Below are 26,265 nucleotides of genomic sequence, written 5' to 3' on the forward strand. Positions count from 1 at the left end.
TCATCGGTTCCCGAACTCGGCCAGCTCGACCGGCACGGTGATCTTGCGGGGGGCGACGTCCGCCCCCGCGAGCCGCTCGACGAGCAGCCCGGCGGCCCGGCGGCCGACGTCCACCGGGTCGTAGGTGACGAGCGCGACGCGGTCGACGAGCACCTCGGCGAGCTCGACGTGGTCGAACCCGGCGACGACGACGTCGGCGCCGGCGCGGTGGACGGCGAGCAGCGCGCCCACCGTCATCCGGTTGTTGTCGCAGAAGACCGCCGTGGGCGGGTCGGGCAGGGCGAGCAGCTCCCCGGTCGCCGTGCGCGCCTCCTCGCTGGAGCGCCGCCCGAAGCGCAGCAGCTCGCGGTGCTCGGGGACCCCGACCGCCTTCAGCGCGGCCCGGAACCCCGAGTACCGCTTGGCGCCCGGGCCCGAGCGCCGGTCCCCGCCGACGTAGGCGATGCGCCGGTGGCCGCGGTCCACGAGCCAGCCGGTGAGCCGGCGGCTGCCGCCGGCGTTGTCGAGCAGGACGACGTCGCCGCGCACCCCCCGGGGCAGGCGGTCGACGAAGACGACGGGGGCCCGCTCGGCCAGCGCGGCGTAGCGGCCCGCGGCGTCGTCGGCGCCGGGGACCACGAGGACGCCGTCGACGCGCCGGCGCAGGAGCTCGGCGACGATCTCCTGCTCGCGGACCTCGTCGCGCTCCCCCGCGGCGTCCCGCCCGGTCGACAGCAGCAGGACGACGTACCCGGCGGCCGCGGCGACCAGCTCGACCCCGTGGGCCAGCTCGGCCGAGAAGGGGTTGGTGAGGTCCTCGACGACGAGCGCGACGGTCGCGGTCCGCTGGCCCGGGCGCAGGGTGCGGGCGCTCTCGTTGCGCAGGAAGCCGAGGGCGGCGACGGAGGCCTCGACCTTCTCCCGCGTGGCGGCGTCGACGTACCGCTCGGCGTTGACGACGCGGGAGACGGTGGAGACGCTGACCCCGGCGTGGGCGGCCACGTCACGCATCGTGGGCGGGCGGCCTGCGGCCACGGCGACCTCCCCGTCGTCCTGCGAACGTTTCCAGCGGCAGGGTAGACGACGGGGGCCACCGCGTCACGGAGCCCCGCCCCTCACCGGCGGCGGAACGCCCGCCCGAACCGGTCCACCCGGCCGATGACCCGCAGCGCGCGGGCGATCCCCGGCGGCGGCGCCGAGACGAACGTGTCCCGGCGGCGCAGCGCGGCGAAGTCCAGACCGGGCCCGCCGGGGAAGTCCACCCCGGCGTCGGCCATGACGGTGGCGAACTGCTGCGCGACGAGCCCGTACCCGCACGTCGTGGGGTGCAGCCCGTCGAGGCCGATGAGGCCGCCGGCGACGAGGTTGCCCTCGTCGTCGGTCACGGGGAAGCGCGTGTCGAGCCCGCGCAGGGCCTCCGGCAGCGGCAGGGGCGGGAACTCCGGCGGCCGGGCCCCCAGCTCGTCGTTGCGGCGCACCGCGAGCCGGTCGAGCATCGCGCCCACGTCCACGACGCGCCAGTCCCGGCCGGCGGCGCGCTCGGCGGCGACGAGCTCGGTGATCGCCCGGTTGTACCCGTCGACGGCGAGGTCGACGGCCCAGACGTCGAACCCCGTGAGGTGCTCGTCGCGGTCGGGGTCGAAACCGTGCTCGGTCGCCCACGGCCGCCCGTACCAGCGGAAGTAGCGCGGGCACTCCGGCAGCGCCCCGCCGAGGCCGTTGACGATCGGGGGGATCGTCACGTGCGGCACGGTGCCCCACAGCACCCGGTCGGCCTCGACGGCCCGGACCCGGTCGGCGAGCTCGGCCAGCTCGGCGCGGAAGTGCGGCACCGTCCACACCGTGTACGCCTCCTTGGCCTCCACGTCGCGGAACGCCGGGCCGCTGGGGACGACCCGCAGGTCCACGACGCTGCGCAGCGCGTTGTTCGACCCCAGCCACACGCACAGCGTCTCCAGGCCCCCGCGGGACAGGTCCCGGGCCGCCTGCAGGGTCGTGAACGCCTGCCCGCCGGCGTCCCGGGAACCGTCGAGCACCGCCACGGCGGCCCGGGCGTTCGGGTCGTCGACGAGGGGGTTGAGCCGGGAGGACGACACGCGCGGGCGCTCGGTGTCGGCCGTGCGGGCGAGGTGGTCGCGCAGGTCCCACCCCCAGACCGCCAGCGCCTCGTGGCGGGGGCCACCGGGCTCGCCGAGGTCCACCTCGTAGGCGCGCTGCACCTCGCGCAGGTAGCGGATCCCCTCGACGGCGCCCGAGAGCAGGGGGCGGCCCAGGGCGCGCCGGGCGAGGAACTCCAGGTTCAGCGGGTACCCGCCCGGGCCGTGGTCCTCGGCGTGGGAGAAGGGGGTGCCGAGGAGGTCGGCGACCAGGGCCGGCCAGCTCAGGGAGGTGTCGTGCACGGCGTAGTGCCGGAACCCCTGGGTGAGGGAGTCCCCCACCGCCACGAGGCGGTGCGCGGGGTCCGGCACGGCCCGGCGGGCGCGCACGGGCACCCCGAGGGTCGGGTCGTCGACGGGCGGGCGCACGGCGGTCGTGAGCGTCAGGCCGAGCGCGGTCGCCGCGACGGTGTCCGCACCGGTGTCCGCCGCCCTGTCCTGGAGCACCCGCGCAGTGTGCCGTCCCCGCTCCCGGCCCCCGCGGCGGGGTCGGGCGGGCCGCCGTACCCTGGGCGCGTGGAGGATCCTGCGGGCCGTCGGGTGGACTACGGGGAACGCCGCTTCGAGGAGGGCGACCTGGCCGCCACCCCCCTGGAGCAGTTCCGCACGTGGTACTCCGCCGCCGTCGAGGCGGGCGTGGACGAGCCCAACGCCATGACGGTCGCGACGGCCGGGCCGGACGGCGTCTCGGCGCGCACGGTGCTGCTCAAGGCCGTCGACGCCCGGGGTTTCGTCTTCTACACCAACCACGGCTCCCGCAAGGCGCGGGCGATCGGGCACGACCCGCGCGTGGCCCTGCTGTTCGGCTGGCACGGGGTCCACCGGCAGGTCGCGGTCCGCGGCCGCGCCGAGCACGTCCCGCGGGCCGAGACCGAGGCGTACTTCGCCTCCCGGCCGTACGGGTCGCGCATCGGGGCGTGGGCCAGCGAGCAGTCGCAGCCGATCGCCTCCGCCGCCGAGCTGCACGCGCGCGAGGCCGAGCTGCGGGCCCGCTGGCCGCAGGAGGTCCCCACGCCCCCGCACTGGGGGGGTTTCCTCGTCCGGGCCGAGGAGGTCGAGTTCTGGCAGGGGCGCACGTCGCGGCTGCACGACCGGCTGGTGTTCGTGCGCGACGGGGCCGGCACCGACCTGGACGTCCCCGCGAACTGGCGGGTGGAGCGCCGGCAACCCTGAGGGGACCCCCGGGCGCGGGTCCCCGTCGCGGGGTGCAGCAGCGGCTGCGGCCGGTCAGTGCAGGCCGTCGTGCCGGGGCGGGGGCACCGGCTCGCGCCGGGTGACGCGCACGACGACCCCCGACGTCCCCACCCGGTCGGCGGGCACGTCGACCTCCAGCGCCTCGGCGGTGCGCCGGGACGTGACCGGCCCGGCGTGGCCGAGGACCCGCAGGTCGTCGAACTCCCCCAGCAGCCCGGCCCCGCTGCCCCAGGACCGGACCCGCAGCACCCCGTCGGTCACCGGCCCGAGGGCCGTGGCGTACAGGTGGGTCCCCGAGGGGTCCTCGCGCACCGTGAACCGGACGTCGGCGCCGGTGTGGTCGCGGGCCGTGGAGTCCACGAAGGACCCCGCCGCCAGGTGCGTGGGTCCCTCCCCCGGCACCGTCCACGGCCGGGTCCCGTACACCGCCTCCCCGTGCACCGTCAGCCAGTCGCCGATGCCGTGCAGGATCTCCACCTCCTCCGGGGCCAGCGTCCCGTCGGCCTTCGGTCCCACGTTGAGCAGCAGCACGCCGTTCTTGGCGACGACGTCGACGAGCTCGGCGACCAGCTCGGGGACGCTCTTGTACCGCTGGTCGGGCACCCAGCTCCACGACGTGCGCCCCACCGACGTGTCGTTCTGCCAGACCCGGGGGTGGATCCCGTGCAGCGCACCGCGTTCGACGTCGTAGACGGCGCTGCCGTCGGCGAAGGCGTTCCACTTGTAGTTGATGACCACCTCGCGCCCCCAGCGCGCCGCCTCGTTGTAGTAGTACGCGGCGAACAGCTTCAGGTAGGGCTCGAACGCCGGGGTCTCGATCCACCAGTCGAACCACAGGACCTGCGGCCGGTACCGGTCGACGAGCTCGACGGTCCGCAGCAGCCAGTCCTCCAGGAACTGCTCGTTCGGGGCCGTCTCCTCCCGCAGGGCCGGGCCGTAGAACGCCGCGTGCGCGGGGTCGCGCACGTCGGAGTCGAACTCCCGCCCGCCGTTCATGAACCACCAGTGCTCCGCGCGGTGCGAGCTCGCCCCGAGCACCATCCCCGCGGCCCGCACCGCGTCGCCGAGCTCCCCGACGACGTCCCGCCCCGGGCCCCGGGCGACGGAGTTCCACTCCGAGCGCGCGGTCGCGTACATCGCGAACCCGTCGTGGTGCTCGGCGACCGGGACGACGAACTGCGCCCCGGCCCGGTGGAACGTCGCCACCCAGGCCGCGGGGTCGAACCGCGGCGCCGTGAACCGGTCGACGAAGTCCTTGTAGCCGAACTCGGTGTGCGGGCCGTACGTGGCGACGTGGTGCTCGAACTCCGGGGTCCCCCGCCGGTACATGTTCCGCGCGTACCACTCGTTCCCGAACGCAGGCACCGAGTAGACGCCCCAGTGGGTGAAGACGCCGAACTTCGCGTCGGCGTACCAGCGGGGCGCGGTGTACCGCTGCAGCGACTCCCACGTCGGCTGGTACGGGCCGCGGGTGGCGACCTCGCGGACGCGGGCCAGTTCCGCGTCGTCGGCCCCCACGCCCCTCACCGCGGGTCCGGATCGACGACGGGACCGGGAGGGGCGAGGTGCGCGACGGGGACGCCGGACGCGGCGTCGCGGTACCGCTGCGGGTCGGCGGTGGACAGGGACACGGTGCGGGGTTCCCTTCAGGGGGCGAGGTGGTAGGTGCGGACGGCGTTGCCCGCCAGGACGGCGGCGCGCTCGTCCGGGCTCAGCGGGTCGAGCAGGGACCGGGTGCGCTCCACCACGGTCGGGTAGTCGTGGGCCAGGGTGCTGACGGGCCAGTCGGTGCCGAACAGCAGGCGGTCGGCGCCGAAGGCGGTGAGGACGTGGTCGACGGCGGGCCCGAGGTGCTCCTGGTGCGCCAGCGTGAACAACCCGGAGACCTTGCAGCGGACGTTGGGCCGCGAGGCCAGCGCCGTGACGCCCCGCTCCCAGGCCGGCAGGTCGCCCGAGCCGAGCGGGGGTTTCGCCCCGTGGTCCAGGACGAACGAGGTGCCCTCGCAGCGCCGGGCCAGCTCGGCGGCGGCGGGGAGCTGGTCCCAGCGGACGAGGAGGTCGACGACGAGGTCGCCCACCGCGCCCAGCGCCCGGACGACCTCGGGGCGCAGCAGCCAGTCCGGGTCCGGCTCGTCCTCCACCTGGTGCCGCACGCCCTTGAGGAGCTCGCGGTGGCGCAGGCCGTCCACCTGCCCCGGGACGTCCCGCGCGTGGTCGACCCAGCCGACCACCCCCGCGACGAGCCCGCCGGAGGCGGCCGCGACGTCGAGGAACTCCTGGGTCTCGGCCAGGTCGGAGACGGTCTGCACGAGCACCGTGCGGTCGACGCCCGCCGCCCGCGTCACCCGCCGCAGGTCCTCCAGCCCGAACGGCTCGGCGAGCGCGGGGACCATCCACGGGTAGTCGCGCCGCGCCGGGTCCCACAGGTGGTGGTGGGCGTCGACGATCACGCGCTCACCCCGCCGGGCAGCAGGGACTCGCGGCGCAGCGCCTCCCACACCTCGGGCGGTGCGGGGTCGAACAGCGCCGCGTCGCGCCGCACCTCGGCGGGGGAGCGCACGCCCAGGACCAGGGAGGCGACGGCCGGGTGGGCCGCGGCGTGCTGCACGGCCAGGGCCGGCAGCGTCGTGCCGTGCTCGCGGGCGACCCGCGCGATCCGGCGGGCCCGCTCCAGCAGGTCCGCCGGTGCGGGCCCGTAGGCGTACGTGGCGTCCGGGGGCGGCTCGTCGTGGGCGAGCAGGCCCGAGGCGAACACGCCGCCGAGGACGACGGCCGTGCCGGTGCGCGTCGCCGCCGGGAACAGGTCGGCCGCCGCGGAGGCGTCGAGCAGGTGGTAGCGCCCGGCGACGAGGACGACGTCGAGGTCGAACTCCTCCACGAAGCGCGCCAGGGGCGCCGAGGAGTTCATGCCCGCCCCGACCCCCCGCACGAGCCCCTCCTCGCGCATCCGCAGCAGCTCGGGGATCGCCTCCCGGCGGGCCTGGTCGAGGTGGTCGTCGGGGTCGTGGACGAGCGCGACGTCGACGCGGTCCAGGCCCAGCCGCTCCAGGCTGTCCTCGATCGAGCGCCGGACCCCGGCCGCGGAGAAGTCCCACACCCGTTCCCGGGTGGCGGGCACGTCGAAGCCCTGGCTGTCGCGCCCGGTCCCGGCGCAGGGCACGAGCAGCCGCCCCACCTTGGTCTGCAGCACGAACTCCGCCCGCGGCCGGTCGCGCAGGGCCGCCCCGACCCGTTCCTCGGCCAGCCCCAGGCCGTAGTGCGGGGCGGTGTCGACGTAGCGGACGCCGGCGTCCCAGCAGGCGTCCACGGTGGCGCGGGCCTGCTCGTCGCTCACGGCGGTGTAGAGGTTCCCCAGGGCGGCCGACCCCAGGCCCCACGGCGGCAGCTGCAGCACCGCCTCACCCCTGCCGCGCGGGCAGGCGCAGGGAGTGCGTCCCGCCGTCGACGGCCAGCACGACCCCCGTGGTCGCCGACGACCGCGGGTCGGCCAGGTGAACGACGGCGTGCGCGACCTCGTCGGCGCTGACGAGCCGCCCCGTGGGCTGCCGGGCCTGCAGCGCGGCCCGCTCGGCGGCGGGGTCGTCGGTGGCGTCGAGCAGCCGCTGCACCCACGGGGTGTCCGCGGTGCCGGGGTTCACGCAGTTCACCCGGATCCCGTCGGCCAGGTGGTCGGCCGCCATCGCCAGCGTCAGCGCCTGGACCGCCCCCTTGGTCGCCGAGTACAGCGCCCGCTGCGGCAGGCCCGTCCAGGCCGCGATGGAGCAGGTGTTGACGACGGCGGCGTGCCCGGAGGCCCGCAGGTGCGGCAGGGCGGCGCGGGTGGTGCGCACGATGCCGAGGACGTTGACGTCGTAGACGCGGTGCCACTCCTCGTCGTCGTTGGCGGTGACGTCGCCGACGGCGCCGACCCCGGCGTTGTTCACGAGGACGTCGAGCCCGCCGAGGTGGGCGACGGCCTCGGCGACGGCGGCGCGCACCGAGGCGTCGTCGGACAGGTCGGCCCGCACGCCGTGGGCGCCGGGCGCGGGGTCGCGGTCCAGGACGACGACCCGCGCGCCGTCCTGCGCGAACCGCCGCACCGTCGCCGCGCCGATGCCGGACGCCCCGCCGGTCACCAGGACCCGCAGCTCCTTCACCGCCGGCCCCCCGCGGGCGCGCGGAGGCGCGCGGCGTCCGGGGCGGGGCTCGTGGACCCGGTCATCAGGCCGCCCCGAGGACCTGTCGCATGCGGCCGAGGCCGTCGACCTCGCACTCCACGACCTGCCCGGCGCGCAGGTACGGCTTGGGGTCCGGCCGGCCCAGGGCCACGCCCGCGGGGGTGCCCGTGTTGACGAGGGCACCGGCCTCCAGCACGGTGAACTGCGACAGGTACCGGACGAGCTCGCCGACGCCGAAGACCATGTCCTTCGTCGTGCCGTCCTGGCGCAGCTCCCCGTCCACCCAGCAGCGCAGCCCCAGCGCCGAGGGGTCCCCGACCTCGTCGGCCGTGACGAACCAGGGGCCGAGGGGGTTGAAGGTCTCGCAGTTCTTGCCCTTGTCCCAGGTGCCGCCGCGCTCGATCTGGAACTCGCGCTCGGACACGTCGTGGGACACGACGTACCCGGCGACGGCGGCCAGGCCCTCCTCGGCGGAGTCGAGGTAGCGGACGGTGCGGCCCAGGACCACGCCCAGCTCGACCTCGTAGTCGGTCTTGACCGAACCGCGCGGCACGAGGACCTCGTCGTAGGGACCCACGACGGTGGAGGGGATCTTGAGGAAGACCACCGGCTCGTCGGGGACCGGCGCGCCCGTCTCGGCGGCGTGGTCGCGGTAGTTCAGCCCGATGCACACGACCGCGTGCGGGCGCGGGACCGGCGAGCCGACCCGCAGGCCGCCGGCGTCCAGCGCGGGCGCGCCCGCGAGGGCGGCGCGGGCCCGGTCCAGGTCGGCGAACGACCAGGCGACGTCGGGGTCCAGCACACCGGACAGGTCCGCGTACGTGCCGTCCTCGCGCAGCGCGACGGGTCGTTCGGCACCCGGGGGGCCCAAGCGCAGGAGCTTCACGGTGTCTGCCTCTCCAGGGGTGCGGGGTCCGGCGGCCGCCGGGGCCGGGCCTCCGCGACGTCGGTGTCACTGCGGCGGGCCGCACGGAGCGCCGAGGGAGACCTCGGACGTCTGAAGCCTGTCCCGCGCTCGGTCGGCGCGTCAAGTGGGGAGATCCCCGGTCTCCCTCCTCAGGACGTCAGATGTCTGGCGGGCCACAGCCGCAGCACGACCGACCGGGCGACGTCGTAGGCGAGCGTCGCGGCCTTCAGCCCCCACCGCTCCCCGAGCCGGTGGTCGGCGGCCGGGACGAGCCGGGCGGCCAGGTCCGGGCGCTGCCGGGCCACGTACCGGCGCGCCCGCCAGGCGTGCACGGGCGAGGAGGCGATCGCCAGGTACCGCCCGGCCTCCAGCCCGGCGAGGGAGAACTCGACGTTCTCCCACGTCGTGCGCGCCTCCTCCTCGGTGCGGGTCCGGCCCGGCGCGACGCCCAGGACGTCGCGGGCGTGGGCGGCCATCACGGCGGCCTCGCTCGGGCCGCCGTCGCGGGCGTACCCGGAGAACACCAGCTGCGCCGTCGGCGAGGTGCGGACGGCGATCTCGGTGCGCCAGCGCTGCATGCGGCTGACCGAGCCGTCCGCGCGCGGCGGGCAGCCCAGGACCAGCACCACGTCCGGGGCGACGCGGCGGCGGCCACCGGGGAAGCCCCGGCGCGACGCGAGCGCGTGGACGGCCTCCACGCCCACCAGGACACCGGCCACGAGGCCCAGCACGAGACCCGGCACCAGACCCGGCACGAGCGCCGAGGACCCCGCGCCGAGGGGTCCTGCGGTCCGGGGCACGACCTCACCCTGGCCCGCCCACCGGCGGCGGGCAACCGGGTAGCGCTACCGTCCGACACTCCGGCGTGCCACCCCCGTCCCCGGGGGCGACCCGGCGTGCCAAGCTGGTCGGGCCCAGGACGTCCCGAGAAGGCCGGTCATGAAACTCGCGCAGTCGGACAAGCTCGCCAACGTCCTCTACGACGTGCGGGGGCCCGCGCTGCGGCGGGCCCAGCAGCTGGAGGAGGCCGGGCACCGCATCCTCAAGCTGAACATCGGCAACCCGGCCCCGTTCGGCTTCGAGGCCCCCGACGAGCTGCTGCAGGACATGATCGCCAACCTGCCCGTCGCGCAGGGCTACAGCGACTCCAAGGGCATACCGTCCGCGCGCCGGGCCGTCGTGCAGTCCAGCCAGCTCAAGGGCGTCCCCGACGTCGACGTCGCCGACGTCTACATGGGCAACGGCGTCAGCGAGCTCATCGTCATGGCGATGCAGGCCCTGCTCAACGACGGCGACGAGGTGCTCGTCCCGGCCCCGGACTACCCGCTGTGGACGGCGGCCGTCAGCCTGGCCGGGGGCCGGGCCGTGCACTACCTGTGCGACGAGTCCCAGGGCTGGGAACCGGACCTGGACCACCTGCGCTCGCGGGTCACCCCCCGCACCAAGGCGATGGTCGTCATCAACCCGAACAACCCCACCGGCGCCGTCTACGGCACGCAGGTGCTGGAGGGGATGCTCCAGGTCGCCCGCGAGCACGGGCTGCTCGTCCTGTCCGACGAGATCTACGACAAGATCCTCTACGACGGCGCCGTGCACGTCTCGACCGCGTCGCTGGCCCCGGACCTGCTGTGCATCACCTTCAACGGCCTGTCGAAGGCGTACCGCGTGGCGGGTTTCCGCTCCGGGTGGATGTACCTGTCCGGCCCGAAGGCGCACGCGGCGGGGTTCGTCGAGGGCCTGGACCTGCTGGCCAACATGCGCCTGTGCGCCAACGTCCCCGCCCAGCACGTCGTGCAGGCCGCGCTGTCCGGGCACCAGTCGATCGGCGACCTCGTGCTGCCCGGCGGCCGGCTGGCCGACCAGGCCCACCGCACGTGGGAGCTGCTCAACGCGATCCCCGGGGTCAGCTGCGTCAAACCGCGCGGCGCCCTGTACTGCTTCCCGCGGCTGGACCCCGAGGTGCACCGCGTCGAGGACGACTACCAGTTCATCGTCGACCTGCTGGAGGACCAGCACGTGCTCGTCGTGCAGGGCACGGGGTTCAACTGGCCGAAACCCGACCACTTCCGCATCGTGACGCTGCCCCGCGTGGAGGACCTGGAGAACGCCGTGGGCCGGATCGGGACGTTCCTGGCGTCCCGGCGCTGACGGGGGACCCCACCGGCCCTACGCGCCGGTGACCGGCGGGTCCGGCGCGCGGCCGCGGGCCCGGCCCGTCGGCACCGCCGCACGGCCCGGGGTCACGGACCCCGGGCCCACGGACCCCAGCTGCCCCGACCCGGAGGTCTCCAGGGACAGGGTGGACGTGGCCTCGCGGAAGTACCCGACGATCGCGCGCGCCGCGGGCGAGGACCCGCGGTCGCGCAGGTGCGCCAGCAGGATCCGCCGCGACGCGACCCGGTCGGAGGCCGCCGGGTGCACCAGGCGGACGTCGTCGCGCAGGTTCGTCAGGCCCAGGCGCGGGGCGAGGGCGATGCCGAGACCGGCGGCGACCATCGCCTGCGTCTCCTGGTAGTCCTGCGCCTGGTAGGCGATCGTCGGCTCGAACCCCCGGGCGAGGCAGCTGCGCAGCAGGACCTCCCCCACCGGGTGCCGGCGCGACCGGACGATCCACGGCTGGTCGCGCAGCGACGCGATGGAGACGTCCGACCGGCCCGCCAGCGGGCCGTCGCGCGGCACCACGAGGACCGAGGGGTCGTCGAGCAGGACCGAGGACGTGACGTCCGCGTCCGCGAACCGGTTCCAGGGGTAGTCCCACAGCAGCGCGAGCTCCACCTCGCGCGTGTGCAGCGCCTCCACGAGGTCGTCCTGCAGGGCGCTGCGCACGTGCAGCGCGACCCCGGGGTGGTCGCGCAGGAAGCGGCTGAGCACGAGCGGCAGCAGCGAGGAGCTCGCCGTGGGGAAGGACCCCAGCCGCAGGGTGCCGCCCCGCAGGCCCGAGAGGCCGTCGAGCTCGGCCTGCGCCGCCCGCAGCTCCAGCGCGATGCGCCGCGCCCGGGCCGCGAGCACGGCGCCGGCGTCGGTGAGCCGCACCCCGCGCGGGAGACGTTCCAGCAGCGGCTGGCCGACCTCCTCCTCGAGGCGGCGGACCTGCTGGGAGACCGCGGACACCGTGTAGTTCAGCTTCTCCGCCGCCGCCGTGAGGGACCCGGCGTCGGCGACGTCGGCGAGCAGCGCCATCCGGCGCACGTCGAGAGCCACCCCGACCCTCCAGTTCTGCTACAGGGCGTTGAACCAGATCGACATTGTACTGAAGGGTGCGGCGTCGCATCCTGGACCGGTCGACGACGCCGCACCGGCTGTCGTCCGTCGAGGAAGGACCGGACGTGGACATCAAGGCGACGCTCGTGCGCGGGGGGACCAGCAAGTGCTGGCTCTTCTCCGCGGTGGACGTGCCGCGTGAACGCGACACCCTCGAAGCCCTCCTGCTCGCGGCCTACGGCGCCGCGGACCGCCGGCAGATCGACGGCGTGGGAGGCGCCACCTCCACGACCTCCAAGGCCGCCGTCGTCGGCCGCTCGCGCACCCCCGGCGTCGACGTCGACTACCTGTTCGCCCAGGTCGGGATCGGGGAGAACGTCGTGGAGTGGGGCAGCAACTGCGGCAACTGCGCCACGGCCATCGCCCTGTACGCCGTCACCAAGGGCCTGGTCCCCACGACGGGGGACGTGACCCGCGTGCGGTTGCACAACCTCAACACCGGCGCCCGCCTCGACGGCCTCGTGAGCACCCCGGGCGGCCTCGTCCCGGCCGAGGGGACGGCGACCGTCCCGGGGACCGAGGCCGCCGGCGTGCCCGTCGGGTTGTCCTTCCTGGACGCCGACGGCGGCACCACGGGCCGGCTGTTCCCCACCGGCGAGCGCCGCCAGCGCCTCGTGAGCGGATCCCTGGCGGTGGAGGCGACGCTCGTGGACGCGGGCGCGCCCCTGGCCCTGGTCACCGCCGCCGACCTGGGCCTCAGCGCCACCGAGAGCGTCGAGGACCTGCGGTCGCGGCTGGGCGACCTCATCGACCTGCGCGCGGCGGCCGCCGTCCGGATGGGTCTGCGCACCGCCGACGAGCCCGTCCGGCACGCCGTGCCCAAGGTCGGCGTCGTCGGGCCGCCCGCCGAGCACAAGACCAGCGAGGGGCACGTCGTCGGCGAGGACGAGCACGACGTCGCCGTCCGCATGCTGTCGATGTTCGACGTCCACCCCGTCATCGGGCTCACCTCCGCCGTGGGGGTCGCGACGGCGGCCCTCGAGGAGGGCACCGTGGTGGCCCGCGCGGCGCGCCGGCGCACCGGCGGCACCGTGCGGCTGGGGACCCCCGGCGGCGTCGTCACCGTCACCGTCACCGGTCCGGCCGCGACCGACGGGGCACCCCGCCGCGAGGTCACCGTGCAGCGCGCCGCGCGCGTCATCGCGGACGCCACCATCTACACGCCCGCCCTCGTCTGAGGGCACCCCCAGCACCACCGCGCCACCGCACCACCGCCCCCGCACCCCCACCGCACCACCCGCAGCGTCGCGAAGGAGCAGTCATGGAAGTCACGCTCGAGAACGTCTCGATCGCCTACGGCGGGGCGGTCGCGGTGAAGGACCTGAGCATCCACATCAAGGACGCCGAGTCGCTCGTCCTGCTCGGCAAGTCCGGGTGCGGCAAGACGACGACGATGCGCAGCATCGCCGGCCTCGAGACCCCCGTCGCCGGCCGCATCACCATCGGGGACCAGGTCGTCTTCGACAGCGCCGCGGGCATCGACGTGCCCTCGTACAAGCGGCAGGTGGGCATGGTGTTCCAGTCCTACGCGGTCTGGCCCCACCGGACGATCTTCCAGAACGTGGCGTTCCCGCTGAAGATGCAGAAGCTCGGCCGCCGCGAGATCGCCGAACGCGTCGGCGAGGTCCTCGAGGTCGTCGGCCTCAGCGACTTCGCCGACCGCGGGGCGAGCCTGCTGTCCGGCGGTCAGATGCAGCGGGTGGCCCTGGCCCGCAGCCTCGTCATGCGTCCCCGGGTGCTGCTGCTCGACGAACCCCTCTCGAACCTCGACGCGCGGCTGCGCGAGCGGCTGCGGGTCGAACTGCGGTCCATCCAGCAGAAGCTCGACCTCACGTGCGTGTACGTCACCCACGACCAGACCGAGGCGATGGCGCTCGCGGACCGCGTCGCCCTCATGCAGTCCGGTCGCATCGTGCAGTGCGCGGCGCCGGAGGAGGTCTACGAGCGCCCCGTGAGCGCCTCGATCGCCGACTTCCTCGGGGTCAGCAACATCCTGCCCGTCGAGGCCGACGGCACCGACCGCCGGTTCCGCCTGGCCAGCACGAGCCTGGAGCTGGAGTGCGGGGACGTCTGCGGCGCCGGTCTGCCCGGTGCCGGGACCGAACTGCGCGCCTGCATCCGGCCCGAGGACCTGCACCTCGACGCCGACCGCGGACCGGGCCGGCAGCCGAACTGCTGGGCCGGGGTCGTCGACGTCGTCAGCTACCAGGGCGCCACGACCGTCTACCAGGTGGTGCTCGACGACGGGCCGAGCCTGCAGGTCGCCTCCCCGCGCCGCCTGGGCTCCCCCTTCGTCAAGGGCGACCGCGTCCGCACCTCGATCGCGGCCCGCGACGTGCAGGTGCTCCCGGCGGAGGTGGCCGCGTGAGCACCGGCACCCTGCCCCGCAGCCAGACGCCTCCCACCCTGACCCGCACCCCCAGCGGTCCGGGCCGCCGGCGCCGTGCGCTGAGCCTGACCCGGCGCAGCACCTTCACCGGCGTCCAGCTCCTCCTGCTGGCCCTGCTGGTGGTCGTCCCGATGGCCCTCATCGTGCTGGCGGCGTTCTCGGACGAGGTGCCGCGGCCCGGGGCCGCGACGCTCGGCGGGCTGACCCTCGGCAACTTCTCGATCGTCGTCTCGCACGCCTCGCTCGTCGCGCTCGGGAACTCCGTCCTCATCGCGGGGTGCGCCTCCGTCGGCGCGATGGTCATCGGGTGCGGGCTGGCGTTCCTCGCCGCCCGGACCGACGTGCGCTGGAAACTCCTCGTGTACTTCGCGGGCATCGCCCCGATGTTCCTGCCCTCCCTCGTCGGGGCGCTGGCCTGGTCGCTGCTGGCCGGTCCCGGCACGGGGTACCTCAACGTGGTGCTGCGCTCGGTGGGGATCGGCAACGTGTTCGACGTCTACTCCCACCTCGGGATGGTCTTCGTCCTCACGCTGTACTACGCGCCCTACGCGTTCCTGCTCGTGTACGGCTCGCTCGCCCTCATGAACCCCGACCTGGAGGACGCCGCCGGCGTCCACGGCGGCAGCATGCGCAGCACGCTGCGCGAGGTCACGTTCCCGCTGGCCCTGCCCGCGGCCCTGGGGTCGGGCGTGCTGATCTTCGCCCTGACGATGGAGAACTTCCCCGTCGCCCAGATGATCGGGACGCCCGGTCAGGTCGAGACGCTCCCGACGTTCATCTACCGGCTCATGAACGCGGCCCCCGCCCGCGGCACGGAGGCCGCCGCCGTCGCCGTCGTCCTGACGCTCGTGCTCATGGTCGTCACCGCGGTCCAGCAGCGGGTCGTCCTCAAGCGCAAGTTCACGACCGTCTCCGGCAAGGGCATGAAACCCCGCGTCCTGGCGATCGGCCGGTGGCGCACGATCGGCCTGGTCCTGGCCGCGGCCTACCTGTTCCTGGCCCTGGTGCTGCCGGCCCTGGCGCTGCTGCTGGCCTCGCTGCAGAGCTCCCCGTACCTGTCGGACCTGAGCCAGCTGACGACGGCGGGCGGTCTGTCCTTCTGGTCCCTCGGCCACACCGCGATCGACCCGGAGTTCCTGCACGCGCTGCGCAACAGCCTGCTGGTGGCGGTCGTCGCCGCGACCGTCGGCACGACGCTCAGCTTCGTCGTCGGGTACACCGTCTACCGCACCACGAGCCCGGGCCGGAAGGTCCTGGAGTACGTCGCGATGGCGCCGCTGGCCGTGCCCGCGATCGTCATGGGCCTGGGCCTGCTGTGGACGTGGGTCGCCGCCCCCGTGCCGGTGTACGGGACCGTCGCCGTCCTCGTCATCGCCTTCGTCGGGATCTACCTGCCGCAGGGGTACCGCGGCACCACGGCGAGCATCCTGCAGGTCGACGACGACCTGGAGGACTCCGCGGTCCTGCTCGGCGCCCGCCGGTTCCGGGCCGTCCGCACGGTGACCGTGCCCCTCATGCGGACGGGGTTGCTGTCCACCCTCCTGCTGCTGCTCATGCTGTCGATGCGCGAACTGTCGGCCGCCCTGTTCCTCTTCACCTCCGACACCCGGTTGCTGTCGATCGTGGTCTTCGACGAGTACGACAACGGGGCGCTGCGCGACGCGGCGTCCACCAGCCTCCTGTACTGCCTCGCGATCATGGTCGTCGTGCTGCTGGCCCGACTCCTCGGGGCCCGCCCCGCGAACGGAGCACGCTGATGTCCTCCACCCGCTCCACCACCCGCCTCTCCCGCCGGACGGTCCTGGCCGCCGGCACGCTGTCCGCCGCCGGTCTGGGCGCGGCCGCCTGCGCCCCGCCGCCCTCGTACCAGCTCGTCAGCCCCGCCTCCTCCGTCGAGACGACCTCCGGTCTGGTCGTCGACGGCGAGCTCATCGCCGACGCCGCCCTGTTCGCGGCGGCGAAGGCCGAGGGCCGGGTCAGCCTCTACACCGGCTACGTCGAGAACAGCGAGAAGGAGGTCGTCCGCGCCTTCACCGCCGACACCGGCATAGCGGTCGACGTGATCCGCCTGGTGCCGAACCGGCTCCTGGAACGCGTCCTCAGCGAGCAGGGCGCCGGCCGGTTGCGGGCCGACGTCGTCCGCTCCTCCGACCCCGCCAACGTCCTGCGGATGCAGGAGGCCGGTGTGTTCGCCCCGCACGTCGTCCCCGGGTACGACGAGCTGGACGACACCGTCCGGTACGCCGACGGCAGCTACTACCGCTGCTTCGACCCGGCCTTCACGTTCGGGTGCAACACCGCCCTGGTGGAGGAGGACGAGCGCCCCCGCAGCTGGCACGACCTCGTCGACCCGAGGTGGAAGGACCGCCTCGGCATCACCCAGGCCGGCGCCGGCGGCAGTTCGCTGTCGCTCACGAGGTTCCAGCTGGAGGTCCTGGGCCCGGACTGGCTGGAGGCGCTGGCCGCGAACAGCCCGCGCATCTTCGACAGCTCCGGGGCCATGCAGGAGAGCCTGGCCCGCGGGGAGATCCACGCCTCGACGGCGGTCGTGTCGAGCCTGAACATCGCGATGGCCAAGAACGCGCCCGTGCAGTTCGTCGTCCCCGAGGAGGGGTTCGCGCTCTACGACTACTTCGCGGGCGTGGCCGCCGCGGCCCCGCACCCCAGCGCCGCCCAGGTGTTCCTCAACTGGAACATGAGCCGTCGCGGCGGCGCCGTGTTCGCCGACATCGGCGAGTACTCGACCAACCCCGACGCCGACCCGCCCACGGTGCACGGCACCACGCTGCCGACGGTCGCCACCGGCCTGCCGCACCGGCCCGACCCCCGGGACCTGGCCGCGCACCAGGCCTCGGACCAGGAGCTGTGGAACGCCGCCTTCGGCTACGTCGGCTGACCGCGCCGCCGGGCCGGGGCGCTGGTGGCCTCGACCACGAGCTCCAGCCCCGGCCGGTCCGGGGCCTGCCCCACGTCCTGGACGGTGAACCCGCGGCGGTGCAGGGACTCCTCGAGCTCGGGCAGGTCCCGGAACCGCAGGGTCGACTCCGAGACGACGACCGTCCCGGCGAGGTCGAAGGTGTCGCGGAAGGAGACCAGGGCGCCGGTGACGTCGAGGAGCTCGGAGCGCTTGGTGACGTGACCGGTGCCCGCCACGTCGCGGTGCTGCGGGGCGGTCGACCAGTTCTCCCAGTCGCGCGCCGCGGGGCGCCGGGTCTCGAACACGAACCGGCCACCGGGCCGCAGGGCGCGCGCCACCCCGGCGAGCGCCGCGTCCCACCCGGCGTCGGTGGTGAAGACCTGGGCGACGTTGCCCGTCATGAGCGCCAGGTCGGCGTCGAGGGCCGGCAGGTCCGCGGCGGGCAGCTGCAGCCAGCGCACGTCCACCCCGCGGGCCCGCGCCACCCGCAGGCTCGCCGCGGCCGGGTCGGCGCCGACGACGTCCACCCCGCGCCGGGCCAGGCGCGCGGCCAGGACGCCGGTGCCGCAGCCGACGTCCAGGACGCGCCCGGCGCCCACGGCCCGGGCCTCGTACGGCGCGAGGTCGGGGCGGTCGGGGTCCTCGAAGAGGTCGTGCAGGGGCGCCAGCCGCGGATCGGCGAACAGGGGGTCGGGCACGTCCCGATGGTGGCGCAGCGCGCCGGGCGCGTCACCGGGGTTCCGCGCTCCCCCGGCCGGTGGCACCGTGGGGCCGTGGCCACCGCACGCTTCAAGGACCTCTGCCTCGACGCCACCGACCACCAGGCGCAGGCCGACTGGTGGTGCCGGGTGCTGGGCTACGTGCGGCGCGCCGGCGACCGGCCCCCCGCCGACCCGGTGGTGCTGGACGACCCCTCGGGGGCGGGACCGGCGCTGTGGGTGGTGCCCGTCCCCGAGCCCAAGACGGTGAAGAACCGCATGCACCTCGACGTCGTCGGGCGGCGCGAGGACCTCCTGGCCGCCGGTGCGACGCTCCTGCGGGCCCGGGGGGAGGGCCGGCCGTGGGACGTCCTGGCCGACCCCGAGGGCAACGAGTTCTGCGCGTTCGACCCCGCCGACGCCTGAGCGCGGCTCGGTCAGCGCACGGAGCTGAGGAAGTCGGTCAGCCCGCGCGGCTGCACGTGCACGACGATGCGGCGCAGGTCGCCGTCGACGTCGAAGGCGACGGCCACGTCGGGCACGTGGACGCCGTACAGCTGCAGGTCCAGGGCCAGGGACTCGGACAGGAAGTCACCGGGCTCGACCTCCAGGACGTCGCGCCGGCCGCGCGCGTCGAGCGAGGCCCACCACCGCGCGAGGGCATCGGTCTGGTTCACGCCCGGTCCATCGCGGGGCGGCCGCCGCGCGTTGCAGGTGGTCCCCCGTCCGGAGCAGGGCGCCGGGGTGCGGGCCGGGGACGAGAGCGCTAGGCAGGACGCATGGACGCCAAGGACCTCCTGCTCGACCTCTACGGGCGCATCCCCGACGCCGTGCACGCCGCGGTGGACGGCCTGGACGACGACGCGCTGACGACCCGCCTCGACGAGGGCGCCAACAGCATCGCGTGGCTGGTCTGGCACCTGGCCCGCGTGCAGGACGACCACGTCAGCGAGGTCGCCGGCCAGGAGCAGGCGTGGACGACGCAGGGCTGGGCCCGGCGGTTCGCGCTGCCCTTCCCCGACGGGGAGACCGGCTACGGGTTCACCTCCGAGCAGGTGGGGCAGGTCCGGGCCCCGGCCGAGCTGCTGACGGGGTACCTCGACGCCGTGCACCTGCGGACCGTCGACTACCTCTCGACCCTGCGCGAGGCCGACCTGGACCGGATCGTCGACGTCCGCTGGGACCCGCCGGTGACGCTGGGGGTGCGGCTGGTCAGCGTCGCCGACGACGACCTCGAGCACGCGGCGCAGGCGGCCTTCGTGCGGGGCGTCCTGGAACGGCGGTAGACGCAGAACGACCCCCGTCCCACGAGGGGACGGGGGTCGTTCCGGTGATCAGACGATCAGAGACGCACGACGTTCGCGGCCTGGGGGCCCTTGGCGCCCTGGGTCACCTCGAACTCGACGGTGTCGTTCTCCTCGAGGTTGCGGTAGCCGCTGCCGCTGATCGCGGAGTAGTGGACGAAGACGTCCGGGCCGCCGTCGGTGGGGGCGATGAAGCCGAAGCCCTTCTCACCGTTGAACCACTTGACAGTTCCCTGAGCCATGAGGCCTCCTCGGGTCTTGCGCCCCACACGAGGTGGGACTCGCCGCCGAGGGTGCTGACCTTTGTGGCCGAGCGTGCGTGCCCCTCGGTGATCCCCCGGGCGCTACAAGCACGACGAGAAACTGCGACTGCCGCCTAACGTAGCACGTCCCGGCTGATCCGTCTGCCCCCTCAGCCGGCGCGCAGCTGCGAGACCAGCGGGCAGCGGAACGGGTCGCGGGCGGCCAGGCCCACCTCGTTGAGGTACCCGACGATGTCGGCGAAGGCCCGCGGCAGCGACGTCTCGGTGTAGGAGATGCCGTGCTCGGCGCAGAAGCGGCGCACGAAGGGGCGCGCGGCCCGCAGGTTGGGCCGGGGCATGCTCGGGAAGAGGTGGTGCTCGACCTGGTGGTTGAGCCCGCCCATGAACAGGTCCACGAACCAGCCGCCGCTGATGTTGCGCGAGGTCAGCACCTGGCGGCGGATGTAGTCGACCTTCGCCTCGCGCGGCACGATCGGCATCCCGACGTGGTTGGGCGCGAAGGCCCCGCCCATCGCCAGGCCGAAGGCGGCCATGTGCACGCCGAAGAAGGCCGCGCCGCGGCCCGGGCCCAGCAGCAGGACCAGGGCGGCGCCGTAGACGGCCCAGTGCACGACGATGAAGGCGGTGTCCAGCCAGCGGCGCTTGCCGGAGCGGCCGCGCACCATCGTGCGCACCGAGTCGGCGTGCAGGTTCAGGCCCGCCAGCAGCAGCAGCGGCCAGAACCACCAGCCCTGCGTGCGGGTGGCCCAGCGCAGCGGGCCCCGGCGGCCGGCGGCGGCCTCGGGGTGGAAGGAGACGACGTCGGACTCGATGTCGGTGTCGGTGCCGCGCTTGTTGGGCGCCTGGTGGTGGCGGGTGTGCTTGCCCATCCACCAGCCGTAGCTCAGGCCCGTCAGCAGCGCGGCGAAGACGCGGGCGGCCCACTCGTTGCCGCGGTGCGTGGCGAAGATCTGCCGGTGCGCGCCGTCGTGGCCCAGGAAGGCGAACTGGGTCAGGACGACGGCCAGCGGGGCGGCCGTGAGCAGCACCAGCCAGGACTCCCGCAGCAGGTACGCGCCGGTCACGACGGCCGCGAAGGCCACCGACGTCGCGGCGATGCGCCCCCAGTAGTGGCCGGTGCGCCGGCGCATCAGCCCGGCCTCCTGGACCTCGGCGGTCAGCGCCGCGTAGGGGGTCGTCCGGCGGGGCGCGCGGGCAGGGGTGGGCTCGGTGGGCAGGGCGGGCACGGGACTCCTCGCGGGCGGTGGAGGACGTCCCGGGGCCGGGTGCGTCCTGAGCGGTGCCCGGGAGGTGGACCCGTGGGAGGACACAGCGGTGCAGGCGGGAGTTGCGACCTCGCGCAGCGTTCCTCCCGCCGGTTCAACGTACCGGTCCGCCGATCGGTGCCCGCGGTCCCGCGTCTACTCTTCTTCGGTGCCGTTCGGCGCACGCACCGCGCACCGTGCCAGTTCGAGGAGAGCCGCCCGAGTGAGCCAGTCGACCGACCCGAGCCTGACCGACGGCGGCCCGGACGCCACCGGGACCGACACCGAGGTCCAGCGCGAGGACGCCCACGTCGGTGCGCTCTACGCCCGCCTGGACGCGCTGCGCGAGCAGACGGCGGCCCAGCTGGCCGAGGTGCGGCGGACGCTGGCCACCGGGACCCACCAGAACCGCTTCGAGCGCGACGCGTTCGCGACGCTGTACGAGGACCGGCTCTCGCAGCTGTGGTCGGTGGAGAACCGGCTGTGCTTCGGCCGCCTGGACCTGCGCCCGGGCACCCAGGACCCCCGCCGCTACGTCGGGCGGCTGGGGCTGTCCGACGAGCGCGGCAGCCAGATCCTCGTCGACTGGCGGGCCCCCGCGGCCCAGGACTTCTACCAGGCCACCGCGGCCGCCCCCCGCGACGTCGTCCGCCGCCGGCACCTGCTGACCTCCGGGCGCCACGTCACCGGCCTCGACGACGAGGTCCTCGTCGCGGCCGACGGCGAGCGCACCACGGGCGACGCGGCGCTGCTGGCGGCCGTGACGGCCCCGCGCACGGGCCGCATGGGCGACATCGTCGCCACGATCCAGGCCGAGCAGGACCGCGTCATCCGCGCCTCCGACCGCGGGGTGCTCGTCGTCCAGGGCGGGCCCGGCACGGGCAAGACGGCCGTGGCGCTGCACCGCACGGCCTACCTGCTCTACACGCACCGCGACCGGCTGGCCCGCAGCGGCGTGCTGCTGCTGGGCCCCAGCCCGGTGTTCCTGCGCTACGTCGAGCAGGTCCTGCCCGCCCTCGGCGAGACGGGCGTGGTGACGCTGACGCTGGGCGAGATGCACCCCGGGGTCGTGGCCCGGGGCGAGGACTCCCCCGAGGCCGCCCGCCTGAAGGGCTCGCTGCGGATGGTCGACGTCCTGGAGGCCGCCGTCGCGGCCCGCGAACGCGTCCCCGCCCAGCCGCTGCGCTTCGAGCTCGACGGCACCCGCGTCCAGCTGCGGCCGGAGGTCATCGCCTCGGCCCGCGCGCGGGCCCGGCGCACCCGCAAGCCGCACAACGTGGCGCGCGTGACGTTCGTGCGCGAGGTCCTGAACTCCCTCGTCAACGCCCTGGCCCGCGCCCGCGGCGTCGACCTCGGCGAGGAGCGCGAGGACCTCGTCGCCGAGCTGCGCGAGGACCGCGACGTGCGCCGCGAGGTCAACCTGTGCTGGATGCCGCTGACGCCGGAGAAGGTCCTGGCCGGGCTGTACGCCAGCCCGGAGCGGCTGGAGGCCGTCGCCCCGCAGCTGTCCGCGCGCGACCGGGCGGCCCTGCACCGCGAGGACGCGACCGCGTGGTCGGAGGCCGACGTGCCGCTGCTCGACGAGCTGGCCGAGCTGCTCGGGCCGCTGGAGGAGAGCGCCACGGCGGCGCGCGCGGCGGCCGACCGCGAGGAGCAGGTCGCGTACGCCCGCAAGGTCCTGGAGGACTTCGAGGCGTCGGGGGTGGGCAACCCCCTGGTCAGCCCCGAGCTGCTCGCCGACCGGTTCGCCGGCGGCGGCCCCAGCGGCACCGTGGCCGAGCGCGCCGCCGCCGACCGGACGTGGGCCTACGGGCACGTCGTCGTCGACGAGGCGCAGGAGCTGTCGGCGATGGCGTGGCGGCTGGTGGAGCGGCGCTGCCCGTCGCGGTCGATGACCCTCGTCGGCGACGTCGCCCAGACCTCGAACCCGGCGGGCGCGCGCAGCTGGGCGCAGGCGCTCAAACCCGTCGTCGACGACCGGTGGCGGCTGGAGGAGCTGACGGTCAACTACCGGACCCCGGCGAGGATCTCCCGCGTGGCGGCCGACGTGCTGCGGGCCGCGGGCATCGCGGCCAACCCCCCGACGCCCGTGCGCGAGGGCGAGCACGAGCCCGTCGCGGTCCCGCTGACCGGCGCGGCCTCCGTGGTGGACCACGTGCGGGACCGGTTCGCCGCGCTCGACGAGGGCCGGATCGCCGTCATCGCCGCCGAGGAGCACGGCCCGCTGGGCTCGGACGCGCTGCGCGCGGCCGTGGGCGCGGTGCTGCCGCCGGGGTCGGTCGCGGCCTCCCCCGACGACCTCGACGCGAGCGTGTCGGTCCTCGACGTGCACCGGGCCAAGGGGCTGGAGTTCGACGTGGTCGTCCTCGTCGAGCCCGCGGCCGTGCTGCGCCGCCCGCGCGGGGCGAACGACCTGTACGTGGCGCTGACCCGCGCGACGCAGGAGCTGCACGTCCTGCACGCCGAGCCGCTGCCGGCCGGGATGACGATCGCGGGCAGCTGAGCCGCCGGTCAGAACCGCCGGTTCGCCAGCACGGGCAGGCCGGCCCGGGCGGCCCGGACCTGCTCGAGGTCCAGGTCGACGACGAGCCGCCCCGGGGCCGCGCCGAGCTCGGCCACGACGGCCCCCAGGGGCCCGGCGACGAGGCTGTGCCCCACGCCCGTGGGGGCCGACCCGTGCGCGGTGGGCGGCTCGGCCTGGCCGCAGGCCAGGACGAAGCACGTGGAGTCCAGCGCGCGGGCCCGGGCCAGCAGCCGCCACTGCTCGACCTTGCCCGGCCCGGCCCCCCAGGAGGCGGCCACGACGACGACCTGCGCCCCCGCGTCGGCCAGGGCCTGGAACAGGCCGGGGAAGCGCACGTCGTAGCAGGTGGTCAGCCCCACGCCGACCCCGTCGACGTCGACCACCACGGGCCGCGCACCGGGTTCGACGGTGTCGGACTCGGCGAAGCCGAACGCGTCGTACAGGTGGACCTTGTCGTAGTGGGCGTGCACGCCGGCCCCGCGGACCAGGAGGGTGTTGCGCACCCGCCCGCCCTCCCCGGGGGAGAAGGCACCGGCGACGACGGTGATCCCGGCCGCGTCGGCGAGCTCGCCCAGCCGCGTGGCCCACGGCCCGTCGACGGGTTCGGCGACCGGTCCGAGGGGGACGCCGAAGCGGCAGGAGAACGCCTCGGGCAGGACCAGCAGCCGGGCCCCGGCGTCGGCGGCGGCCGCGATCTCCGCGGCGGCCAGGTCGAGGTTGGCGGCGGGGTCGGTACCGCTGTTCAGCTGCGAGAGGGCGACGCGCACGGCCCCTGCCTACCACGCGGGCGAGCGGGCGGCGGGGTCGTCATCGTTGTGACAACGCTGCCGGTGATCGGCAGCGTTGTCACAACGATGGCAACCCCGTCGGCCCGCCCCGCCGGTCAGCGCGCGAGGAGGAGCCGCACCGCCAGCGCGAACCCGGCGACCGCGACCACCCCGCGCAGCAGCCGCGGGTCGACGCGGCGGACGAGGACGGGGCCGACCCGCCCGCCCGCGACGCACCCGGCGCCCAGCGCGAGCGCGGCCCACCAGTCGACCGGGCCGAACGCGGCGAACCCCGCGGCGGCCACGGTGTTCGCGGCGCCCGTGAGCATGTTCTTCAGCGCGTTGTTGCGGGCCAGGGACTGGGCGTGCAGGACCTCCGTCAGGGCGAGCATGAGCACGCCCGCCGCGGCGCCGAAGTAGCCGCCGTAGACGCCCACGAGGAAGATCGCGGCCAGCACGAGCGGGTTGCGGGCGGACAGGCGCCCGGGCTGCAGCCGCTTGATCCGGGGCTGCAGCAGCAGCGTCGCCGACGCACCGGCGACCAGGAACGGCACGACGAGCTCGAAGGCGCCCGCCGGCAGCGCCAGCAGCAGCAGGCACCCCACCGCTCCCCCGGCCGCGGCCAGCGGCACCAGCCGCAGCAGCCGGGCGCGCTGACCGGCCAGCTCGGGCCGCGAGCCGGCCGCCGTCCCCGCGGTGACCCCCGTGAGCGCGACGGTGTTCGTGACGTTGGCCGCCAGCGGCGGCAGCCCTGCCAGCAGCAGCGCGGGGTAGGAGACGAGCGAGGCCAGCCCGGCGGTGCTGCCGACCAGCCCGGACAGGACGCCCGCGAGCAGCAGCAGCGGGACCTCGGCGGACGGCACGGGCCACCATCCAACCAGGGGGCGCCGCGTGCTCCCGTCGTGTCGGGGCCCTGTGCTGTGCTGTGCGTGTGACGACGACCACCGGTGCTCTCACCCCCGACGAGCTCGAACCGCGGCTGGCCGCGCACCGCGCGGAGCTCACCGGCTACTGCTACCGCATGCTCGGGTCCGCGTTCGACGCCGAGGACGCCGTGCAGGACACGATGGTCCGCGCCTGGAAGGGCGTGGAGGGGTTCGAGGGCCGCTCGGGGCTGCGGTCCTGGCTGTACCGGATCGCGACGAACGTGTGCCTGACGATGATCGAGACCCGCGGCAAGCGGGCCCGGCCGATGGACCTGTCGGCGGCGGCGTGGGAACCGGTCGAGGCGTCGCTGGCCCGCAGCCGGCCCGAGGACACCTGGCTGGAACCGATGGTCGACGAGCGCGTCCTGCCCGAGGCCGGGGACCCGGCCGACATCGCGGTGGCCCGGGAGTCGATCCGGCTCGCGTTCGTGGCGGCGCTGCAGCACCTGCCCCCGCGCCAGCGCGCCGTCCTCATCCTGCGCGACGTGCTGCGCTGGAAGGCCGACGAGGTCGCCGGGTTGCTGGGGACGACGACGGCGTCGGTGAACAGCGCGCTGCAGCGGGCGCGGGCCACGCTGGCCGAACGTCCCGACGTCGGGCGCACCGAGGTCCTCGACGACAGCCACCGGGCGCTGCTGGAGGAGTACGTGCGCGCCTTCGAGGCGTACGACATCGAGGCGTTCGTGGAGCTCCTGGCCGCCGACGTCACGCAGAACATGCCGCCGTTCGAGCTGTGGCTGGCCGGGGCCGACGACATCGCCGCCTGGATGCTCGGCCCCGGCCACCAGTGCCGCGGGTCGCGGCTGGTGCCCGTGACGGCGAACGGCTCCCCCGCGTTCGTGCACTACAAGCCGATCGGCGCGCACGGGGAGCTGGTGCCGTTCGCGATCCAGGCCCTGGAACTGGCCGACGGGAAGATCGCGCGGATCACCTCGTTCCTGGACACGCGGCTGTTCGGGCTCTTCGGGTTCCCGGCCGAGCCGCCCGCGCGGGGCTGAACCCTCAGCCCATGGACTTGCGCCCGTCGATCGTCTCCCGCAGCACGTCGGCGTGCCCGGCGTGCTGGGAGACCTCGGCCAGCAGGTGCAGGAGCACCCGCCGGGCGCTCCACCGCTCGTGCTCGAACCACGGCGCCTCCGGCAGGTCGTGGGCCACGTCGAGGTCGACCGTGCGGACGAGGTCGTCGGTGCGGGCCGCGACGGCGGCGTAGTCGGCCAGCACCCCGGCGACGGTCTCCCCCGGCAGCATCCGGAACGAGTCGGCGCGCGCCTGCCAGTCGGTCTCCTCCGGGGGCGTGAAGGCCGCCGGCCCCTCCTGGACGAACCGCACCCACTGGGCCTCGGTCTGCCCGACGTGCTTGACCAGCCCGCCCAGGCACAGCTCGCTGACGGTGGGACGGGAGGCGGCCTGCTCGTCGGTCAGGCCGGTCAGGGTGGCGGTGAGGAGCCAGCGGTGCTTCCCCAGCGCGGACAGGAGCTCGCGACGTTCGGGCGACAGCGCCCCGTCGGTGGTCGTGTCGGTGGTCATGGCCGAACGGTAGGGGCGGGCCCGGACACGCGGCGGACCTAAACTGGCCGGT

The 26,265-nt window shown here is 75.2% G+C and carries 26 protein-coding genes; 10 read left to right on the forward strand and 16 right to left on the reverse strand.

All coding sequences use genetic code 11. The annotated features are described in order from the left end of the window. Together BJ968_RS04960 and BJ968_RS04965 are read right to left on the reverse strand one after the other, a co-directional pair. On the reverse strand, positions 1-1,014 hold the full coding sequence (locus tag BJ968_RS04960) for a substrate-binding domain-containing protein (protein WP_179749753.1): 1,014 nt from the start codon (positions 1,012-1,014) through the stop codon (positions 1-3). A gap of 80 nt (positions 1,015-1,094) precedes the next feature. Then, positions 1,095-2,582 carry a hypothetical protein gene (locus BJ968_RS04965; protein ID WP_179749755.1) on the reverse strand — a complete coding sequence of 496 codons (1,488 nt, stop codon included), beginning with the start codon at positions 2,580-2,582 and terminating at the stop codon, positions 1,095-1,097. 69 nt (positions 2,583-2,651) lie between these two features. Here BJ968_RS04965 and pdxH point away from each other — a divergent pair, with 69 nt between their 5' ends. Continuing rightward, on the forward strand, positions 2,652-3,308 hold the full coding sequence (pdxH, locus tag BJ968_RS04970; protein WP_179749757.1) for a pyridoxamine 5'-phosphate oxidase: 657 nt from the start codon (positions 2,652-2,654) through the stop codon (positions 3,306-3,308). A gap of 54 nt (positions 3,309-3,362) precedes the next feature. Here the strand turns inward: pdxH and BJ968_RS04975 are convergent, their stop codons facing one another. The 6 genes from BJ968_RS04975 to BJ968_RS05000 all read right to left on the reverse strand — a co-directional run bounded on the left by BJ968_RS04975 (position 3,363) and on the right by BJ968_RS05000 (position 9,193). Then, on the reverse strand, positions 3,363-4,847 hold the full coding sequence (locus BJ968_RS04975; protein WP_343077817.1) for an alpha-L-fucosidase: 1,485 nt from the start codon (positions 4,845-4,847) through the stop codon (positions 3,363-3,365). A 128-nt stretch (positions 4,848-4,975) separates the two neighbouring features. Further along, complete coding sequence (locus tag BJ968_RS04980) at positions 4,976-5,779, reverse strand: amidohydrolase family protein (protein ID WP_218884814.1); 804 nt, start codon at positions 5,777-5,779, stop codon at positions 4,976-4,978. After that, a complete protein-coding gene (locus BJ968_RS04985) occupies positions 5,776-6,723 on the reverse strand; it encodes an aldo/keto reductase (protein ID WP_179749761.1) in 948 nt (315 codons plus the stop codon). The genes BJ968_RS04980 and BJ968_RS04985 overlap by 4 nt, the downstream gene beginning before the upstream one ends. 4 nt (positions 6,724-6,727) lie before the next feature. Further along, a complete protein-coding gene (locus BJ968_RS04990; protein WP_343077819.1) occupies positions 6,728-7,465 on the reverse strand; it encodes an SDR family NAD(P)-dependent oxidoreductase in 738 nt (245 codons plus the stop codon). A gap of 64 nt (positions 7,466-7,529) precedes the next feature. Further along, positions 7,530-8,372 (reverse strand): fumarylacetoacetate hydrolase family protein, encoded by an 843-nt coding sequence (locus BJ968_RS04995; protein ID WP_179749763.1) that lies wholly within the window; start codon positions 8,370-8,372, stop codon positions 7,530-7,532. 170 nt (positions 8,373-8,542) lie between these two features. Beyond that, the gene (locus tag BJ968_RS05000; protein WP_179749765.1) at positions 8,543-9,193 is read right to left on the reverse strand and encodes an ElyC/SanA/YdcF family protein; all 651 of its coding nucleotides are present in this window, start codon (positions 9,191-9,193) and stop codon (positions 8,543-8,545) included. Between the two features lie 139 nt (positions 9,194-9,332). Here BJ968_RS05000 and BJ968_RS05005 point away from each other — a divergent pair, with 139 nt between their 5' ends. Continuing rightward, the gene (locus tag BJ968_RS05005) at positions 9,333-10,541 is read left to right on the forward strand and encodes a pyridoxal phosphate-dependent aminotransferase (protein ID WP_179749767.1); all 1,209 of its coding nucleotides are present in this window, start codon (positions 9,333-9,335) and stop codon (positions 10,539-10,541) included. A gap of 18 nt (positions 10,542-10,559) precedes the next feature. Here the strand turns inward: BJ968_RS05005 and BJ968_RS05010 are convergent, their stop codons facing one another. Beyond that, a complete protein-coding gene (locus BJ968_RS05010) occupies positions 10,560-11,573 on the reverse strand; it encodes a LysR family transcriptional regulator (protein ID WP_179756230.1) in 1,014 nt (337 codons plus the stop codon). A 146-nt stretch (positions 11,574-11,719) separates the two neighbouring features. Here BJ968_RS05010 and BJ968_RS05015 point away from each other — a divergent pair, with 146 nt between their 5' ends. The 4 genes from BJ968_RS05015 (at position 11,720) to BJ968_RS05030 (ending at position 16,939) form a co-directional block, all read left to right on the forward strand. Further along, positions 11,720-12,832 carry a PrpF domain-containing protein gene (locus tag BJ968_RS05015; protein WP_179756232.1) on the forward strand — a complete coding sequence of 371 codons (1,113 nt, stop codon included), beginning with the start codon at positions 11,720-11,722 and terminating at the stop codon, positions 12,830-12,832. Between the two features lie 83 nt (positions 12,833-12,915). After that, complete coding sequence (locus BJ968_RS05020; RefSeq protein WP_179749769.1) at positions 12,916-14,022, forward strand: ABC transporter ATP-binding protein; 1,107 nt, start codon at positions 12,916-12,918, stop codon at positions 14,020-14,022. Between the two features lie 152 nt (positions 14,023-14,174). Continuing rightward, a complete protein-coding gene (locus BJ968_RS05025) occupies positions 14,175-15,800 on the forward strand; it encodes an ABC transporter permease (protein ID WP_179756234.1) in 1,626 nt (541 codons plus the stop codon). Further along, positions 15,800-16,939, forward strand: a complete 1,140-nt coding sequence (locus tag BJ968_RS05030; protein WP_179749771.1) for an ABC transporter substrate-binding protein — start codon at positions 15,800-15,802, stop codon at positions 16,937-16,939. The genes BJ968_RS05025 and BJ968_RS05030 overlap by 1 nt, the downstream gene beginning before the upstream one ends. Here BJ968_RS05030 and BJ968_RS05035 read toward each other — a convergent pair. After that, on the reverse strand, positions 16,927-17,658 hold the full coding sequence (locus tag BJ968_RS05035; RefSeq protein WP_179749774.1) for a methyltransferase domain-containing protein: 732 nt from the start codon (positions 17,656-17,658) through the stop codon (positions 16,927-16,929). The genes BJ968_RS05030 and BJ968_RS05035 overlap by 13 nt on opposite strands. 75 nt (positions 17,659-17,733) lie before the next feature. On the opposite strand from BJ968_RS05035, the gene BJ968_RS05040 reads away from it, so the two are divergent. Beyond that, on the forward strand, positions 17,734-18,084 hold the full coding sequence (locus BJ968_RS05040; RefSeq protein WP_343077820.1) for a VOC family protein: 351 nt from the start codon (positions 17,734-17,736) through the stop codon (positions 18,082-18,084). An 11-nt stretch (positions 18,085-18,095) separates the two neighbouring features. Here the strand turns inward: BJ968_RS05040 and BJ968_RS05045 are convergent, their stop codons facing one another. Beyond that, on the reverse strand, positions 18,096-18,335 hold the full coding sequence (locus BJ968_RS05045) for a hypothetical protein (protein WP_179749778.1): 240 nt from the start codon (positions 18,333-18,335) through the stop codon (positions 18,096-18,098). A 102-nt stretch (positions 18,336-18,437) separates the two neighbouring features. Here BJ968_RS05045 and BJ968_RS05050 point away from each other — a divergent pair, with 102 nt between their 5' ends. Continuing rightward, positions 18,438-18,944 (forward strand): mycothiol transferase, encoded by a 507-nt coding sequence (locus BJ968_RS05050; protein WP_179749779.1) that lies wholly within the window; start codon positions 18,438-18,440, stop codon positions 18,942-18,944. A gap of 56 nt (positions 18,945-19,000) precedes the next feature. Here BJ968_RS05050 and BJ968_RS05055 read toward each other — a convergent pair whose 3' ends face one another. Both BJ968_RS05055 and BJ968_RS05060 read right to left on the reverse strand, forming a co-directional pair. Beyond that, a complete protein-coding gene (locus BJ968_RS05055; RefSeq protein ID WP_179749782.1) occupies positions 19,001-19,204 on the reverse strand; it encodes a cold-shock protein in 204 nt (67 codons plus the stop codon). 170 nt (positions 19,205-19,374) lie between these two features. Then, positions 19,375-20,451, reverse strand: coding sequence for a fatty acid desaturase family protein (locus tag BJ968_RS05060; RefSeq protein WP_343077821.1), 1,077 nt, complete (start codon positions 20,449-20,451; stop codon positions 19,375-19,377). A 241-nt stretch (positions 20,452-20,692) separates the two neighbouring features. Here BJ968_RS05060 and BJ968_RS05065 point away from each other — a divergent pair, with 241 nt between their 5' ends. Further along, a complete protein-coding gene (locus BJ968_RS05065) occupies positions 20,693-22,972 on the forward strand; it encodes a HelD family protein (protein ID WP_343077822.1) in 2,280 nt (759 codons plus the stop codon). Positions 22,973-22,980: 8 nt separating this feature from the next. Here the strand turns inward: BJ968_RS05065 and BJ968_RS05070 are convergent, their stop codons facing one another. Together BJ968_RS05070 and BJ968_RS05075 are read right to left on the reverse strand one after the other, a co-directional pair. Continuing rightward, on the reverse strand, positions 22,981-23,760 hold the full coding sequence (locus BJ968_RS05070) for a nitrilase-related carbon-nitrogen hydrolase (protein ID WP_179749784.1): 780 nt from the start codon (positions 23,758-23,760) through the stop codon (positions 22,981-22,983). A 116-nt stretch (positions 23,761-23,876) separates the two neighbouring features. Further along, positions 23,877-24,623, reverse strand: coding sequence for a TSUP family transporter (locus BJ968_RS05075; RefSeq protein ID WP_179749786.1), 747 nt, complete (start codon positions 24,621-24,623; stop codon positions 23,877-23,879). A 68-nt stretch (positions 24,624-24,691) separates the two neighbouring features. Between BJ968_RS05075 and BJ968_RS05080 the strand changes: the two genes are divergently transcribed. Continuing rightward, positions 24,692-25,684, forward strand: coding sequence for a sigma-70 family RNA polymerase sigma factor (locus BJ968_RS05080; protein ID WP_343077824.1), 993 nt, complete (start codon positions 24,692-24,694; stop codon positions 25,682-25,684). Positions 25,685-25,688: 4 nt separating this feature from the next. On the opposite strand, the gene BJ968_RS05085 is transcribed toward BJ968_RS05080, so the two are convergent. Beyond that, positions 25,689-26,213 carry a DinB family protein gene (locus BJ968_RS05085; RefSeq protein ID WP_179749788.1) on the reverse strand — a complete coding sequence of 175 codons (525 nt, stop codon included), beginning with the start codon at positions 26,211-26,213 and terminating at the stop codon, positions 25,689-25,691. Positions 26,214-26,265: the final 52 nt, after the last annotated feature.

The organism is Kineococcus aurantiacus (assembly GCF_013409345.1).
GTDB classification, from domain to species: domain Bacteria; phylum Actinomycetota; class Actinomycetes; order Actinomycetales; family Kineococcaceae; genus Kineococcus; species Kineococcus aurantiacus.